The organism is Meiothermus sp. QL-1 (assembly GCF_003351145.1).
Lineage (GTDB): Bacteria > Deinococcota > Deinococci > Deinococcales > Thermaceae > Meiothermus.
In genome coordinates this window covers 27741-43928 of record NZ_QQSV01000013.1, presented here as the reverse complement: position 1 = coordinate 43928, position 16188 = coordinate 27741, and the positions used below count along the sequence as shown (strand labels likewise).

General features: G+C 64.1%; 18 protein-coding genes and 2 pseudogenes. 18 read left to right on the top strand and 2 right to left on the bottom strand.

Annotated features, from left to right (window positions below; all coding sequences use genetic code 11):
• Positions 1-77: 77 nt before the first annotated feature.
• Positions 78-1439, top strand: coding sequence for a DUF3422 family protein (locus DV704_RS11375; RefSeq protein WP_114799698.1), 1362 nt, complete (start codon positions 78-80; stop codon positions 1437-1439).
• Positions 1440-1446: 7 nt separating this feature from the next.
• Here the strand turns inward: DV704_RS11375 and DV704_RS11370 are convergent, their stop codons facing one another.
• Together DV704_RS11370 and DV704_RS11365 are read right to left on the bottom strand one after the other, a co-directional pair.
• Positions 1447-1650 carry a DUF2892 domain-containing protein gene (locus DV704_RS11370; protein WP_114799697.1) on the bottom strand — a complete coding sequence of 68 codons (204 nt, stop codon included), beginning with the start codon at positions 1648-1650 and terminating at the stop codon, positions 1447-1449.
• A gap of 40 nt (positions 1651-1690) precedes the next feature.
• Positions 1691-2170, bottom strand: a complete 480-nt coding sequence (locus DV704_RS11365) for a TlpA disulfide reductase family protein (protein WP_114799696.1) — start codon at positions 2168-2170, stop codon at positions 1691-1693.
• A 239-nt stretch (positions 2171-2409) separates the two neighbouring features.
• On the opposite strand from DV704_RS11365, the gene DV704_RS11360 reads away from it, so the two are divergent.
• The 17 genes and pseudogenes from DV704_RS11360 to purN all read left to right on the top strand — a co-directional run.
• On the top strand, positions 2410-2850 hold the full coding sequence (locus DV704_RS11360; RefSeq protein WP_114799695.1) for a thioredoxin fold domain-containing protein: 441 nt from the start codon (positions 2410-2412) through the stop codon (positions 2848-2850).
• A complete protein-coding gene (gene soxY / locus DV704_RS11355) occupies positions 2843-3307 on the top strand; it encodes a thiosulfate oxidation carrier protein SoxY (protein ID WP_114799694.1) in 465 nt (154 codons plus the stop codon). The genes DV704_RS11360 and soxY overlap by 8 nt, the downstream gene beginning before the upstream one ends.
• A 15-nt stretch (positions 3308-3322) precedes the next feature.
• The gene (soxZ, locus tag DV704_RS11350) at positions 3323-3643 is read left to right on the top strand and encodes a thiosulfate oxidation carrier complex protein SoxZ (protein WP_233498342.1); all 321 of its coding nucleotides are present in this window, start codon (positions 3323-3325) and stop codon (positions 3641-3643) included.
• Between the two features lie 10 nt (positions 3644-3653).
• Positions 3654-4442 (top strand): sulfur oxidation c-type cytochrome SoxA, encoded by a 789-nt coding sequence (gene soxA / locus DV704_RS11345; protein WP_114799692.1) that lies wholly within the window; start codon positions 3654-3656, stop codon positions 4440-4442.
• A gap of 9 nt (positions 4443-4451) precedes the next feature.
• Positions 4452-5030: a sulfur oxidation c-type cytochrome SoxX gene (gene soxX / locus DV704_RS11340; RefSeq protein WP_114799691.1), complete on the top strand. Its 579-nt coding sequence runs from the start codon at positions 4452-4454 to the stop codon at positions 5028-5030.
• Positions 5031-5091: 61 nt separating this feature from the next.
• A pseudogene (gene soxB / locus DV704_RS11335) lies at positions 5092-6792 on the top strand (thiosulfohydrolase SoxB); the annotation flags it as partial.
• Positions 6793-6810: 18 nt separating this feature from the next.
• Positions 6811-7377, top strand: a complete 567-nt coding sequence (gene soxX, locus DV704_RS11330; protein ID WP_114799728.1) for a sulfur oxidation c-type cytochrome SoxX — start codon at positions 6811-6813, stop codon at positions 7375-7377.
• Positions 7378-7379: 2 nt separating this feature from the next.
• Entirely contained in the window at positions 7380-8180 is an 801-nt protein-coding gene (gene soxA / locus DV704_RS11325) for a sulfur oxidation c-type cytochrome SoxA (RefSeq protein WP_114799689.1), read from the top strand.
• 11 nt (positions 8181-8191) lie between these two features.
• On the top strand, positions 8192-8623 hold the full coding sequence (locus DV704_RS11320; RefSeq protein WP_114799688.1) for a rhodanese-like domain-containing protein: 432 nt from the start codon (positions 8192-8194) through the stop codon (positions 8621-8623).
• A gap of 12 nt (positions 8624-8635) precedes the next feature.
• Complete coding sequence (locus DV704_RS11315; RefSeq protein ID WP_114799687.1) at positions 8636-9499, top strand: translation initiation factor 2; 864 nt, start codon at positions 8636-8638, stop codon at positions 9497-9499.
• Between the two features lie 99 nt (positions 9500-9598).
• Positions 9599-10879 carry an FAD-dependent oxidoreductase gene (locus DV704_RS11310; RefSeq protein WP_114799686.1) on the top strand — a complete coding sequence of 427 codons (1281 nt, stop codon included), beginning with the start codon at positions 9599-9601 and terminating at the stop codon, positions 10877-10879.
• Positions 10880-10929: 50 nt separating this feature from the next.
• Complete coding sequence (gene soxC, locus DV704_RS11305; RefSeq protein ID WP_114799685.1) at positions 10930-12234, top strand: sulfite dehydrogenase; 1305 nt, start codon at positions 10930-10932, stop codon at positions 12232-12234.
• On the top strand, positions 12231-12800 hold the full coding sequence (locus DV704_RS11300; RefSeq protein WP_114799684.1) for a c-type cytochrome: 570 nt from the start codon (positions 12231-12233) through the stop codon (positions 12798-12800). The genes soxC and DV704_RS11300 overlap by 4 nt, the downstream gene beginning before the upstream one ends.
• Positions 12801-12809: 9 nt before the next feature.
• Positions 12810-13535, top strand: coding sequence for a Rieske (2Fe-2S) protein (locus DV704_RS11295; RefSeq protein WP_114799683.1), 726 nt, complete (start codon positions 12810-12812; stop codon positions 13533-13535).
• 29 nt (positions 13536-13564) lie between these two features.
• On the top strand, positions 13565-14806 hold the full coding sequence (locus DV704_RS11290; RefSeq protein ID WP_114799682.1) for a YncE family protein: 1242 nt from the start codon (positions 13565-13567) through the stop codon (positions 14804-14806).
• A 3-nt stretch (positions 14807-14809) separates the two neighbouring features.
• The gene (locus DV704_RS11285) at positions 14810-15478 is read left to right on the top strand and encodes a cytochrome c biogenesis CcdA family protein (protein ID WP_114799681.1); all 669 of its coding nucleotides are present in this window, start codon (positions 14810-14812) and stop codon (positions 15476-15478) included.
• 109 nt (positions 15479-15587) lie between these two features.
• Positions 15588-16178 (top strand): annotated as a pseudogene (gene purN, locus DV704_RS11280) (phosphoribosylglycinamide formyltransferase); the annotation flags it as partial.
• Between the last annotated feature and the right edge of the window lie 10 nt (positions 16179-16188).

Here is a 16188-nt window from a genome sequence, read left to right as displayed (position 1 = left end):
TAAACTGCCGGAAGGCCTCCCGGCTGACCGGGAAGCAGAAAACCCCAACAATAATGCCAAGCAGGGAGGGCAGCGGGATGACTCGCACTACCGAAATCTACCGTGAAGTAGGCGTGCTGCCGCCGAACGACCCCTTGCGCGTCCAGCTTCACAACGAGCTGCATGCCAGGCCCACCCCCCGCATCCGCCTGCCCGCCCTGGTGGTGCAGGTGGCGGTTCGGCACGTGGGGGCCACGCGTGAAGAGGAACTCGAGCACCTGCGCCGCCTGGCGGGCCAGGGGGAGCTCGAGCTCGACCAGCTCGCCGGCACCTACCTGCGCCTGCGGCTGGCTGGGGGCTCGTTACGCTGGGAACGGCACACCGAGTTCAGCACCTATACCCTGGTGCAGGGCTTGCCGAGCCTCGAGCCCAGCCACGAAACAGACCTGCTGCAACACCTCATCGTGGACCCTGCCTGGCTCCGCGATATCCCGGGCCGTACCCTCTCGGCGGTCAAGCTCATCATGCTTCTGGGCCCGGTGGAGCAGGCGCTGGAGCTGGCCCGGCCTTGGTTCGGCGGAAACCCGCTGGTGGCCTCGGTGATGGGCCGGGGCGGGCATAGCTGCGCCGTGACCGACTTCCGCCTGCGCCAGAGCGGCTTCGAGCGGATGGTGGTGGTAGCCCCTCCTGGCACCAGCGAGACCCGCGCAGGCCGCATAGCTGCCCGGCTTTTGGAAATCGAGGCCTACCGCATGATGGCCCTTTTGGGGTTTCCGGTGGCCCGGGGATTGCGGGAGATGCTCTTCGAGTCGGAGCAGGCCCTGGCCCAGATCACGGCCCGCATCCGCGACGCCAATCAGGCCGATGCCGAGCTGCTGGATGAGCTCGAGGCCCTGGCGGCTCGAGTGGAGCACGTCATCGCTGAGCACAGCTACCGCTTCAGCGCCACGGAGGCCTACCACAACCTGGTCAAAGCCCGCCTGGCCGAGCTGCGCGAGACCCCTATTCCTGGTACCCAGACCATCGGAGAGTTCCTGCAGCGCCGCTTCAGCCCGGCCATGGCCACCGTAGAGTCCACCGCTCGTCGGCTCGCAGCCCTTTCCCAGCGCATCGAGCGGGCTGGGGCGCTTTTGCGTACCCGCGTGGACATCGCCCTGGAAACCCAGAACCAGGAGCTCCTGAACAAGCTCCGCCGTGGTCAGGAGATGCAGTACCAGCTCCAACGCACCGTGGAGGGCCTATCCATCGCAGCCATCTCCTACTACGTGGTGGGGCTCTTGTACTACCTCTTCAAAGGTGGGGAGAAGGCAGGCCTTCCCATCTCGCCCGAGCTGGCCGCAGGGCTGGCGATTCCTGTGGTGCTCCTGGGGGTGTGGTGGCTAACCCGCCGGATCCACCACCACCTCACGCGCCACCTTACGGAGCCACCCCCCAGGGGAGGGGGGACCCATCGGGTTTAGCCCTGGGTTAGGTGGTCTTGCCCCGGGTGTTTATCTTGAGCACCGACCAAAGGGGGCAGAAGCTGAGCGTGGCGGTCACCAGCAGGGCCACGCCCAGAATGCCAAAGAACCAGGCCCACCCACCGCTGGAGCCAAAGAAGGCGATGAGCAGGAACACCACCGCCAGGACGTACCGCACCAGCCTTTCCGTGCTGCCGATGTTGGGGGTCATAGCCTCCCTCCTTTTCTAGACGCCCTCATTTTACAAAACTCTACTCGTAACCTGCCAGGGCTAGGTCATCCTTTAGCGACTCCACCTCTACCCGGCCTGCGTAGAGGTTGACCACTCTGCCTTCCTTATCGAGCACAAAGGTCCAGGGCTGGCCTAGCACCCTGTAGCGGTTGGCCACCGCCACGGGACTATCCCCGCCCGGCAGGGCCACCAGGGGAAGGAAGCGGGGGTAGCTCCTCATATACTCCCGCACCACCGCTTCCGTGTCACGGGGTTCGCGGCTGATGACTACAAAGGGCACCCGGTATTCCTGCGCCAGGGCGTGCAGCTTGGGGAACTCAGCCCGGCAGACCGGGCACCAACTGGCCCAGAAGGTGATGACCACTGGCTTGCCCTTGAAGCTGGCCAGGGTGTAGACCTTTCCCTCTAAATCGCGCAGGCGAAACTCAGGGGCCACCTGGCCCGGGGTGGCGGCGTAAGCTAGGAGGAATAGGGAAAGGGGGATGGCCCAGTATTTCATACGGGTACCTCTCTTTGGCTGTATTCACCTACCCTACTTAGTAAAGTAAAGCACTGGCGATAAAAAAGCAAGCTCCATACGAGTTTTTGTGAAGACTTATCTTTAGTTATAACGTGGATTCTAAAATCTTATAGACAAAAAACCGTGTCCTGGACTATTCTCTCCTTGTGCTTCCAAACCGGCGACCTCTTGACGGGAATACCCTTAGCCCCTATGCTTAGAAATGCTCTAAACTTACCATGCGAATAATTACCATTACGCTGGCAGTGTGGGGTCTGATTTCGGCTGCGGCCGGCCAGAACGTAGATTTTGACCGCTGGTATCCCCACCCACAGGCCAGCCAGTATGCGCAGGCATATGGGCGCATCCTGATGGTCTACTTTTGGAGCCATGGCTGCCCTTACTGCGAGCAGATGAACACCTTTGTGCTTTCAGACGAGTCTGTTTCGCGCGTCCTGGCCCGCCACTACGTGGTCTCCAGTGTGGACGCGCGCAGCCCAGAAGGGCAGGCCCTATCCCGTCAGTTGCGGGCTTTTGGAACCCCTACTTTTGTCTTTCTCGTACCTGAGGGGGGTACGTGGAAAGAACTGGGTCGCTTCTTCGGAAGCCGTACCCGGGCGCAATTCCTGCAGGAGTTGAAGCAGGTTTGCGTCAGATCAGGAGGTGAAGTCTGTGAATAGGAGGCGGTTTCTAAAAGCATCGGCAGCCACTGTGGCGGCCAGCGTGTTGGCCGCACAGGTGGGCGCTCTGGCCCAAGGAGCTTTGGAGGGGGAAGACCTTGCCAACCTGGAAAAGGGCCTGCAGGCCCACTTGGGCAAGGGCTACAAGGACCTGGTGCCCTCCAACGCCATCAAGCTGACTGCGCCCCAAATTGCCGAGTCGGGGGCCAACGTGCCGGTGGAGATTGAGGTCAACCTGCCGGCTGAGCAGGTCAAGGCCATCCACTGCTTCTGCGACAAGAACGCCAATCCCCTGCTCTTTAGCTTCCAGCTCCTGGGTGGAGGGGTGCAGCCCTACTACGCCACCCGGGTGCGCGTGGCCGAAACCGCGCCGGTGCGGGCGGTGGTGGAGACCAAGGACGGCAGGCTGCTGGTGGCCTCCCAGGGCGTGCGCGTGACGGTGGGGGGCTGCGGTTAGAGAGGAGGTTTGCAGATGAACATCCTGATTCGTTTCAACCCGGCTAGGCCCAAGGCAGGCGAGGAGGTTCGCATCCAGGTGGTCATTCAGCACCCCATGGAGCCGGGCACCCGCCGGGATGCTAGTGGCAAGCTGATCCCGGCCGACCACATCAACGAGCTCACCGTACTTTTCGATGGCCAGCCCATCGCCGTGGTAAAGCCGGGGCCGGGCACCAGCGCCAACCCCCTTTTTGCCTTCAAGATGAAGGCGGCCAAGGCTGGCCAGATCAAGGTAGTGGCCAAAGACCTCGCCGGCAAGAGCGGGGAGCGCACCGCCGACCTCGCCCTAGCCTAAGGGTGCGGCTATGGGTCGCTTCTGGCGTCTACTGGGGGTGGTGCTCCTGGGGCTGCTCTCCTTTCCAGCCCTGGCCCAGGAGGATGACCCGTACAAGGAAGCCGAGAAGCAGAAGCAGCAGCTTTTGGAGCAGAGCGGGGGCATCCTGCCCAGCGACCTCTTTGTGCAGCAGGGGGAGGAGCTTTTCAAGGCCAAGCGGGGGCCCAAGCAGGCCAGCCTCGAGGCCTGCGACTTTGGCCGGGGGCCGGGGCGGCTGGAGGGGGTGGTGGGCCGCCTGCCCCGTTACTTCTTTGACACCCGCAGGGTGGAGGACCTCGACTCCCGCATTCGCACCTGCATGATCCAGCTTCAAGGCTTCAAGCCGGAGGAGATCAAGCGCAGCGAGGTGGTGGCCATTGCCTTCTACATCGCCTCGCTCTCCAACGAGCAGGTCATGTACGTGCGCCCCCTCGTGCCGCAGGAAAAGCGGCTTTACGAGCTGGGCGAGAAGCTCTTCTACCTACGGGCAGGCCCGCGGGATATGGGCTGCGCCACCTGCCACGTGACCTATGTGGGCCGCCGGGCGGGGGTGCTACCCTACTCTGACCTTCTGGGCGACAAGCGGGTGGCCAGCCACTGGCCGGCCTTCCGCTACTCCAACGACCAGGCCTGGACCATGGCCGACCGCATCCGGGCCTGCTACGCCAACCTGGGCATGCCCGCGCCCGACTTCTACTCTGAGCCCATCATCGCCCTGACCCTTTTCATGAACGCGCAGGCCCGGGGAGCTCGGATGGACCTGCCGGGGTTCATACGTTAGGAGGTAGAGATGCGTCGCCCTCAGTTGCTCCTGGTATCTTTCCTCCTCTTGGGCCTGGCCAGCGGCCAAACCGATGCCACCTACATCACCCCCGAGCTGCAGCGTCTAATCCAGGCTGGGGGCCAGTCCTACGCCAGCACCCTTCTGAAGCAGGCCCCCGACCAGGCCCTCTGCTCTATTCACCGCAACCGCTTGCCCCCCGAGGTGCTTGGCCCCTTTATCGAGGCCCAGCGCCGGCTCATCAGGTACCCTGCCGATGGGAAGCTGATGGGCGACTGGAAACGGGGCGAGGCCATCTACAACACCCTGGCTCGAGGCAACTGCTTCTCCTGCCATGTGGGCTCGCCTACCAACATTGGCGGAAACGTGGGGCCCAGCCTGGAGAAGTACGGGCAGCGGGGTACTTCTGAGGCAGTCCAGCGGTACACCTACGAGGTGATCTACAACACCTGGGCCTACTTCCCCTGTACGGTGATGTACCGCTTTGGGGTGGGAGGGCTTTTGAAGCCTGAGGAGATCGCCGATGTGGTGGCCTATCTGCTGGACCCGGCCTCGGACTTCAACACTCGGCCAGCGCTAAGACGCTGATAGCGCAAAGCGCCAAAGTGCATCCACCGCGTGCTGTGGGGAAAAGGGGGGTTTTACGACCAGACGCGAGCTCACAAAGCTTCTCCTGGCCATGGGCCTGACCTCTCCAAAGGCTGTGGCCCAGGCCATGGACCGCCCCGAGCAGCTTTACCAGGTGCCGCCCTTTGGGGATGTCACCCTGCTTTTCAACACCGACATGCACGCGCAGCTGCGGCCCCACTACTTCATGGAGCCGCCCAACCTGCTGGCCCCCACGCCCCTGGAGGGGCGGCCTGGGTATCTGGCGGGCGAGGCCATGCTGCGCTACTACGGCTTTAGGCGGGGGAGTCTGGAGGCCTACCTCTTTTCCTCGGTGGACTTCGTGGCCCTGGCCCAGCGCTTTGGGCCCATGGGCGGGGGGGCCTATGTGGGCACCCTGATTCGACAGCAGCGGGCCATGGCTGGGGAGAAGCGCACCTTGGTGCTTGATGGGGGGGATACCTGGACCAACTCCGGCATCTCCCTGCTGACCCGGGGCCAGGTGATGGTGGACTGGATGAACCGGGTGGGCTTCGACCACATGGTCTTCCACTGGGAGTACACCCTAGGCCGGCCCCGGGTGGAAGAGCTGGTGAAGGAGCTCAAGGCCCAGGTCATCAGCTTCAACATCGTGGACGACCTCTTTGGCGATCCCATCTACGAGCCCTACCGCATTCACGAGGTCGGGGGCTACAGCCTGGGGATCATTGGCTCCACCTTCCCCTACGTGAAGGTCTCGCACCCCGAGGAGTTTTCGGAGGGGCTTTCCTTCGGGGTGCGGGAGCACGAGCTCCAGCGCTACGTGGACGAGCTGCGGGGCAAGGGGGTGGATGCCATCGTGCTCCTCTCCCACAACGGGGTGCCGCTGGACTCCGCCATTGCTGAGAAGGTGAAGGGGATAGACCTGATCCTGACCGGCCACACCCACGACTACACCCCCCGCCCAGCCCGCTTTGGCAACACCTGGCTGGTGGCGGGTGGGGCGGCGGGCAAGGCGGTGATCCGGGTGGACCTGAAGCTCAGGAAGGGGGGTATCGAGGAGATTCGCCAAACTGTGCTGCCCGCAGCCAGCAACCTGATCAAACCCGAGGCCGACCTGGTGGCCTTCGTGGAGCAGGCCTATGCCCCTCACAAAGCCTACCTGGACGAGGTGCTGGGCACCGCGGGCACCCTGCTTTACAAGCGCGACTCCACCTACTCTACCTTCGACGAACTCGCAGGCCGGGCTATCCAGGCTTTCTACCCCGAGGTGGAGGTGGCCTTCAGCCCAGGCACCCGCTGGGGCACCGCCATCCTGCCAGGGGAGTCCATCACCATGGACCGGCTTTTGGCTTATACCGCCTTTACCTACCCTGAGGTCTACGTTTTCAAACTCAAGGGTGAGCGGCTTCTGGCCGTGCTGGAGGATGTGGCGGCCAACGCCTTCAACCCCGACCCCTTCTACCAGCAGGGAGGGGATATGAGCCGGGTGTACGGCCTGGCCTACGACCTGGTGGTGAACGCCCCTTCCGGTCAGCGTATCCGCAATGTGGCCGTGCGGGGGCGGCGGCTTGACCCCAACCGGGAGTATGTGGTGGCTTCCTACGGGGGGCGGCTGCAGAGGGCCGGCACTCTTCTGGAGAAGTACGCCCCGAAGCCTGTTTACGAGATCCTGGCCGATTACATACGCCAGGTCAAAGTGGTCAACATTCCGCCCCGCCCGAGCATGCGGGTGCTGGACCATCGTTATGTGTTGCCGAGCTAAGGAGGTTGTACGGACGTGTTGAGGAAAAGGCTCCTGTTTTGGCTTTTGGCAGCATTGCTGGGGGTGGCCCTCTCGCAGCAAAGCCCCTTCCAGCAGCGGGTGAACCAGGTCATTCAGAGCGGGGGGGCTGAGTTTCAGAAGAGCATGCAGCAGGACCCCGACCAGGCCCTTTGTTCGCAGTACCGCGACAAGCTTCCCCCCGAACTGGTGCCGGCCTTTCTGGAGCGGCAGAAGAAGCTTATCAAGTATCCTGCCGACGGCCGGCTGATGGGAGACTGGAAGAAGGGCGAGGAGCTTTTCACCAACCCCCGCAAGGGCAACTGCTACGCCTGCCACACCGGTGATCCGCGGGAGCCCGGGGCGGGCAATATGGGGCCCGGGCTGGTGGGCTACGGTGCTCGCGGCACCAGCGAGGCCGTGGTGCGTTATACCTACGAAAAAATCTACAACGCCTGGGCCACCATGCCCTGCTCGCTCATGTACCGGGCCGGCTACCACGGGATTCTGACCCCGGAGGACACCGCCCACATCGTGGCCTTCCTGCTCGACCCGGCCTCGCCGGTCAACGCCAACCTCAAGAGGTGAGTATGCGCAAGAATCGCTTGTATCTCGTGTTGGGGCTGGCCTTGCTGGGGATTGGGCTGGGCATTGCCTTCACCCAGGGCCAGCAGCTCGACCCCTACAAGGAAGCCGAGCGCCAGCGGGAGCTTTTCCGCCAGACCGCGGGGATTCTGCCCGGCGAGCTCTACGCAGCGCAGGGCGAGGAGCTCTTCTATGCCAAGCGGGGGCCCAAGCAGGCCAGCCTCGAGGCCTGCGATTTTGGCCTGGGCCCGGGGAAGCTCGAGGGTGCCCTGACCCAGCTTCCCCGCTACTTCGCCGATACCAGGCGGGTGGAAGATCTGGAGACCCGCATCGTGAGCTGCATGGTGCGGCTCCAGGGCTTCAAAATGGAGGAGATCAAGCGGGATGAGGTCAAGGCCCTGGTGGCCTACGTGGCCTCCAAATCGAGCGAGATGCCCATTAACGTGGTGCCCCGCACCTCGCAGGAGGTTGCCATGTACAACCTGGGGCGGGAGCTTTGGTTCCACCGGGCCGGCGACCGCGACATGAACTGCTCGATCTGCCACGACGCCTACGCAGGCCGCAAGGTGCGGCTCTCGCCGGTGCGCAGCCCGCGCCAGGGCCTCTCCAACGAGTGGCCGGCCTACCGCTTTGAGGCCGACAAGCTCTACACCCTGCAGGACCGCATTGCTTTCTGCTACGAGTCGGTGGGCATCCATCCGCCCGCTTACTACTCCGAGCCCTACATCGCTCTCTCCATGTACATGCTGGCCGAGGCCACCAAGGGCCGGAACCGGTTCACCGAGATGCCGGGCTTTACCCGGTGAGGGAGGGATGTATGCGTAGGGGCCTTGCACTGCTGGTGCTCTGGGGTGGCCTCGTGTTTGCCCAGGAGATGACCCCAGGTGCCCTGCTGCAGATGGGGGCCTTTATCAAGAAGGTCAACCCGGCTAGCTACCTGCTCTATGTGGCCGAGGCCAAGGACTACGTGGAGGTCTTCGAGCCCTTTATCCTGGACGTGCGTACCGCTGAGGAGCGCTCGAGGGGCTTTATCCCGGGCTCGGTGCACATCCACATCGGCCAGCTCCCAGACCGGTTGTCCGCTTTGCCCAAGGACAAGACCAAGCCCATCCTGGTCTACTGCGGCACCGGGCATGTGAGCGCGGTGGCTGCGGCCTACTTGCGGGCCTTGGGGTACACCGAGGTCAAGAACCTGAACGGAGGTTACCGGGCCTGGCTCGAGCAGGGCCTTCCGGTGGAAAGACCTTGAAGGGGTGGTGGAATGAAACTACGCTTGCTGGCTGCCTTTGCTCTACTGTGCTCTTTTTCGCTGGCCCAGTCCCTGGAGACCACCCTCCGGGGGGTGAGCCTGGCCGAAGCCCAGGGCCGGGTTGAGGCGGCCCTCACCGCGCAGGGCCTCAAGGTGGCCCGGACGCTGAACCTGGGGGGCCAGGTCAAGAACTTTAAGGCCGACTTCCCCGACTACCTCCTCATGGTTCTGGAGCCCGAGGAGGGCACTTTGGCGGCGATACAGGAAAACTTCATGACCGCCATCATCCTGCCCCCCACGGTCTACCTTCACACCGCGCGGCGGGGGGCGGTGACGGTGGGCACCTTTGACCCCGACCTGATGTTTGGGATGCTGGGGGTCAAGAACACCAAAAGCCGCCTGCTGGGGGCCAGGCTCAAGGCCGTGATCGCCAGCGTGGGCCTGCCCTACAGGGTGGCCCCAGCCATGATGCCCGACCCCCGCTCGGGGATGATGCCGGCCATGCTCTACCGGGTGGAGGGCGGCAACCCCGAGGAGCTGGCCTTGCTTATCGAAAGCGAGCTAGGGAGCAACGGCCTGAACGTTCTGCCCGCGGTGAGGATGGGCAACGTAATCGGCATCCACCCCTGCAAGAGCGAGTGGGCCTACCAGATGTTCATGACCCAGCCGGCGGGGGGGTTCGCTGCCCCCTGCCGCTTCTTCGTAATGCCCATGCCGGGTGGGGCCCTGGTGGGGGCCATTGAACCCATGCTGATGGGCATTATGCCAGGGGTGGCCCAGAGCCAGCCCACCATGGCCATGCTGCAGGAGGCAAAGCGGGTGATGAGCCAGATCCTGGAGGCTGTGGGGGGGCAGCCCTACCGTCCGGGCCAGTGAACTCTCTTGGGGAGAATCTGATAAGCTTATGACAAGCTCAAGCAGGCAGGAGGCATCGCGGGGGTATCCCCGATACGCTTGGGCTGTCTGGGAGGAACTATGAGCAAGGTAACGCGGCGGAAGCTCCTGAAAGCTGGTGTGGCGGCGGGTGCAGCGGTAGCGGGCAGCGGCTTCGCACAGGAATTCTTCAGCAAGCCCTCCAGCGTGCTGGGGCCGGCCCGGGGCAACCGGGTGGTGATCATCGGTGGGGGCTGGGGCGGGGTGAGCACGGCCCGGCACCTGCGGCGCAAGAACCCCAACATCGAGGTGGTGCTCATCGAGAAGAACCCCGCCTTCATGTCCTGCCCCATGAGCAACCTCTACCTGGGTGGGGTAAAGGACCTGGACTTCATCGTCTTTGACTACGCCAACGTGGCGAAAGCCGGGGTCACCATCGTCAACGAGCGGGCCATCGAGGTCAACCGTGCGGGCCGCTATGTGCGCACCACCAGTGGCATCATCTTCTACAACTACCTGGTGGTCTCGCCTGGCATCGACTACATGTACGAGGCCATCCAGGGCTACAGCGAGGTCAGGCAGTTCCTGCCGGTGGGCTTCAAACCCTGGGAGCACATCGCCCTGAAGCGTCAGATCGACAACTTCGAGGGGGGCGATATCGTGCTGGCTATTCCTCGCCCTCCCTACCGCTGCCCCCCGGGCCCCTACGAGCGGGCCGCTTTGCTGGCCTACTACCTCAAGACCAACCGCATCAAGGGCAAGGTGATTGTACTGGATGCCAACCCTGGTCCCATCTCCAAGGGGCCGGGCTTCACTGCGGCCTACAACGACCTGTACAAGGACTACATCCAGTACATCCCCCAGGCTGAGGTCACGGCCATCGACTACGGCAAGAAGGAGGTCAAGACCCCGCTTGGCGAGTTCAAGTTCGACCTGGCCAACATCATCCCCCCCATGAAGGCGGGCGAGATTGTGCGCACGGCCGGGCTCGGCGACCGCTGGGCCAATGTGCGCCTGCCCACCTTCCTTTCCGAGGTAGACGACCGGGTCTACGTGATTGGCGACGTAATCGGCAACGCGCCCTTCCCCAAGAGCGGTCAGGTGGCCTACAACGATGGCAAGATCGTCGCCGAGCACATCGCCCAGCGGATTGCCGGCAAGCGCCTGGACGAGATTCCTAACCCCCTTCCCGACAACGTCTGCTATAGCTTCGTGAGCAACGAGGAGGCTATCTGGGTCTCGCACAAGCACGACTGGGACGCGGCGGCCCGCCAGGTGCGCCAGCAGTCCACAGTGGACAACAACCGGTCTAAGCCCAACGGGGCCCTCGGCCTCGAGTGGGCCCGCGGTCTTTGGAGCGACATGTTCGGCCCTGGGGCTTGAGCCGGGGGCCGGGGTGGGGCCAGGCCCCACCCTCTTCGTGAGGACGTGGGATGAATCGACGCAAGCTGCTGCAACTCTTGAGCAAGGGCGCGGCTGCGGGGGCTTTTGTGAAGCTTTCCGGCGGTCTGGCCCAAGGAGAGAAGTTCTCGGAGAAGGCTTTCGAGCCCATGCGGTTTTTGGGGGCCGAGCTGCGGGAGTACGGCGAGCGCAGCGAGTTTGAGAAGCATGTAATCCGCTACATCTCGCCCAACCTGCGCACCCGCCACTCGGGGGCCAACTTTACTCCCCTGGACAAGCTCGACGGGGTTATCACCCCAAGCTCGCTCCACTTCGAGCGCCACCACGGGGGGGTGCCCACCATCGACCCCGCTGAGCACCGGCTGGTCATCCACGGGATGGTAGAAAGGCCCCTCATCTTCACCCTGGCCGACCTCAAACGCCTGCCCTCGGTGACCCGCACCCTCTTCATCGAGTGCGCGGGCAACGGGCAAAACGGCTACCGCAACCCCCCCGACATGACCCTCACCGCCACCCGCAGCCGCGGGCTGGTCTCCAACTCCTCCTGGACCGGGGTGCCGCTGGCCATTCTCCTGAAGGAGGCCGGCATCAAGGAGGGGGCCCGCTGGCTGATTCCCGAAGGGGCCGACGCGGCGGCCTACACCCGGAGCCTGCCTTTGGAGAAGGCCCTGGACGATGTGCTGGTGGCTTACGCCCAGAACGGCGAGGCCCTGCGCCCTGAGCAGGGCTACCCCTTGCGGCTGGTGGTGCCGGGCTGGGAGGGTAGCATCATGGTCAAGTGGCTCCGGCGCATCCAGGTGACGGACATGCCGGTGATGAGCAAGGACGAGACCTCCGAGTACACCGACACCATGGCCGATGGCAAGATCCATGCCTTCACCTGGATCATGGACCCGCAGTCCATCATCACCTACCCCTCGGGGTTGCAGCAGATCGAGCGCGGCTTCCACGAGATCCGCGGCCTGGCCTGGAGCGGGCACGGCCGGGTCGTCCGGGTAGAGGTTTCGCTGGATGGGGGCCAGACCTGGCGGCGGGCCAGCCTCGAGCCCTCTCCAGACCCCCTCTCGGTGGTGCGCTTCAAGCTGCCATGGGTTTGGGATGGCAAGGAGACCGTGATCATGAGCCGGGCCTGGGATGAAAAAGGCAACGCCCAGCCCACCCAGGAGGAATTCTTCGCCCGCTGGGCCCGCAACAACCGCTACCACTACAACGCTATCCAGGCCTGGCGCATCCAGACCGACGGCAAGGTGGTCAACGGTGATAAGACCCTTTCGGCCTCGTTGGCCCCGCGGCGGCTGGGGGCGGTGGGCTTGGGTGGTTGTGGGGGTGAGTCGTGAAGCGTTTGCCTCTGCTTCTCCTGGCCCTGGGCCTGCTGGCCTGGGTGCTGGCCCAGCCGGTGGGCCAGGGCCGCTACCGCATCGGCACCCCCCTTACCCCGCAGGAGGTTGAGCGCTGGAACATCCGCCCCTCTATTCTGCCCGATGGGCGCGGCCTGCCCCCGGGGGAGGGCACCGTGGACGAGGGGGAGAAGGTCTACAACGCCCAGTGCCTGGGCTGCCACGGGGCCAACGGCCAGGGGGGGGTTTTCAACCGGCTGGTGGGTGAACCTTTCCCGGTGACCAAGGACGTGGACCCGGTGGACTTCGTAATCGGCAACTACTGGCAGTACCCCACCACCCTCTTCGACTACATTCGCCGGGCCATGCCCTTCCAGGCCCCGGGCACCCTCACCGACGACGAGGTCTACGCCCTGGTGGCCTACCTGCTCTACCAGAACGGTATCATCGATGGCTCCGAGCCCATGAATGCCCAGACCCTGCCCAAGGTGCAGATGCCGGCCCGGGCCCTTTTGGAGCTCGACCCCACCACCCAGAAGCGCTTCCCTTGGATTAAGCTTCCCTAGAGGTACCCGATGAATCGCCGAAACTTTCTCGACCTTTTGAACCGGGGGGTCTCCCTGGGCTTGCTCCTCAAGCTTTCCCCCTTGGGGATGCTCGAGTTCGTCCGGGCCCAGACCAGCGCCACCAACTTCCAGCGGGCCCTTCTGGTAGACAAAGAGGGTAAGCCCTTCAAGCTCAGCACCCTCAGGCCCCATGAGCCCTTCGTCTTCCCCTACCCCTTCGCCGGTACCCCCAACATCCTGGTAAACGTGGATGCCGAGCTTTCTCCGGTGGAGGTGCGAATGCCCGATGGCAGGAACTACCGCTGGCCGGGGGGGGTGGGCCCCCGCAGGAGCGTGGTGGCCTACACCAGCATCTGCAACCATGGCTACAGCTACGCTGCCCCCAACCTAGGGGCCATGGGCTACTACAAACCGGAGGGGAACCGGGGACCCCGCCTGGTCTGCTGCGCCCACCTTTCCTCCTTTGATGTGACCCGTGGGGGCGAGGTGAGGGGCGGCCCTGCCCCCCACGCCTTGGCCGCGGTGGTCTTAGAGCACGATGCCGCCAAGGACGAGACCTACGCGGTGGGCTTTTTGGGCAACCCCCAGTTCGATGAATTCTTCCGCGCCCAAAGCCAGAACCTGCGCGACCTGTTCCGCACCGTGGCCCGGGCGCGGGAGGAGGTGACCCGGGCCACGGTGATCCCGTACGCCGAGCACACCCGGGTGCCCACAAGCTGTCCGGTGGTGGGATAAGTGTTTGTTTTCGGGTCCACGGAGGGGCTATGCCAGAGCTCAACCGTCGCACGGTGCTGAAGACCCTGGGTGCGGCTGCAATCGCGGCAGCCCAGCCTGCCCAGCAGGGGCGGGCTCAGGTCGGTTCGGTAGTCTGGTCGGACTACGTGGTTTTCCTCAACGCCAATGCCAAGGCCTTCATAGTGGACACGCGTACCGACCAGGTGGTGGCCAGCCTAGACACTGCTCGGGGGGCTACCCTAGGCAGCATGACCCCCGATGGCACCAAGGTCTATGTGAGCGGGGCCGGCGAAGGGGAGACCCGGTTGGTGGTGCTCGATATGCGGAACCTGCGGGTGGCCAAGGTGCTGGAAACGGGCAACCGTCCCAAGCACGGCCTGGTGAGCCCCGATGGTAGGCGGGTGGGCGTGGACCACTGGGGGTTGAGCGAGGGCAAGCTTCGGCTGGTTTTCATTCGGACTAGCGACGATAGCATCGAGAAAACCATAGAGATACCTGTGCAGAACCAGCCCAAGGGCGTAACCTCGATGCACAACGCCTGGAGCTGGGACAGCCGCTTCTTCTATACCCTGGACCGGGTGGACGACCGCCTGGTGGTAGTGGACACGGCAGACTGGTCGGTGCGTACTTTTCCCTCCCCCAGCGTACCCCACTATCCTTGCATTAGTCCCGATGGCAAAGAGCTCTGGCTCATCCATGAGGGCAACGCCCAGGTGAGGCCTGGTATCGTGGTCTACGACCTGACCCGGCCCGACCTACCGGTGATAGCCCGTATGGAGATGCCCTTGATTGGAGAAGATGCGGTGGAGGCCCACCACGGGAATTTCACCCAGGATGGCCGCTACTTCATGGCCCTCAACCGTGGGCCTGGCAACAACCTTCGAGGCCGGGAGGTGGCCTTCTTTGGTGCCCGTACCAAGCGCTTGGTGCACCGGCTGAGCTGTGCCAGCACTGGGGTGGGCCACGCTTACAACACGCCCGATGGTCGCCGGGCTATTGCCACCAACTACGGCAACAACGTAATCACCGTAATTGATATCCCGGGCCTGCGTACTCTCAAGGACCTGGTGATTGGCAAAGGTCGGATGGGCCATGTAGTTTTCACCAAGGACGGGCGCTTTGGTTATCTTTCTAATGCGGATGGTAACCTTTACAAGTTGGATATGCGCTCGCTCGAGGTGGTCAAGACCATTGAGACCGGTCTGACCAGCGGTGGTGGTCAGGTGATCAATGTTTGGACCAACATCTTCGAGGAGCTGCCTCGAGCCTAGTATATGACCCTCAGCCTCCCCATTGCCTTTTTAGCAGGCGTGCTCTCCTTCCTCTCGCCCTGCGTACTGCCCCTGGTGCCCACCTATTTGCTCTACCTGGGGGGCCAGCAGGGGCGGCCGCTCAGGAATGCGGTCTTCTTTGTGCTGGGCTTCTCGACCATCTTCTTCCTCCTGGGGCTGCCCTTTACTCTTCTGGGGGGACTGCTCTTTGAGTACCGCGACCTGCTGGGGCGGGTGGGGGGGGTGGTGCTCATCCTGCTCGGGCTCTACATGCTGGGCCTCCGGCCTAGGTGGGGGGTCAACCTGCGCTACGAGGGCCCCACCGACCGGCCCTGGGGAGCTTTCGTGCTGGGGGTGGTGCTGGGGCTGGGCTGGACCCCCTGCATCGGGCCCATCCTGGGGGGCATCCTGACCCTGACGGCCACGGGGGAGGGGATTCACCTCCTGCTGGCCTACATCCTGGGGCTGGCGGTTCCCTTTCTACTGGTGGCGCTGTTTGCCGACCGGGCTCGAGCCTTTCTGCGCCGCGCCGCCCGGCTCTCCCACGCGGTGGAGATTGTGGCCGGGCTGGTGCTGATTGCGGTGGGGCTTTTGCTGCTTACCGGCACCTACACCCAGCTCAACAGCTTCTTCCTCCGGATTACGCCCGAGTGGTTGCAGGAACGGCTCTGAGCGCTTTTCCGGTGGTATGTTGGGGGCATGACCAGCCTGAGGGACACCCCAACCGGGGAAGAGCTCGCATGGATGCCGGCCTGTCCAGTGTATGGGATTGGAGAGCGGAATGAGCTATTTTCCGCTTGACCGGCCTGCACGCCTGGCGGTCTTTGCCTCAGGGCGGGGCAGCAACCTAGAGGCGCTGCTGCGGGCCTTTCCCTGCGGGGACTCCTTGGGCCAGGTGGTGCTGGTGGTCTCGGACAAGCCCCAGGCCCCGGCCCTGGAGAGGGCCTTGCGGGCGGGGGTAGAGGCGGTGCACATTCCCTGGAAGGGCCGGGCAGGGTTTGAAGAGGCAGCCCACCGCCTGTTGGAGGCGCGCCGCATCGACCTGGTGCTGCTGGCCGGATTCATGCGCATTCTCTCGCCCGAGTTCGTGGCCCGTTGGTACGGCCGCCTCCTGAACATCCACCCCTCGCTGCTGCCCGCCTTCCCCGGGCTTCACGCGCAGCGCCAAGCGCTGGCAGCAGGGGTTTCGGAGAGCGGCTGTACCGTGCACTTTGTGGACGCAGGGGTGGATACCGGGCCCATCGTTTTGCAGCGCCGGGTACCGGTGCTGCCTGGGGATACCGAGGAGAGCCTTGCCGCCCGTATTCTAGCCGAGGAGCACCGAGCCTATCCCGAGGCCGTCCGGCGGGTGCTCAGGGGCGAGGCCAGGCCTTAGGGTAGAA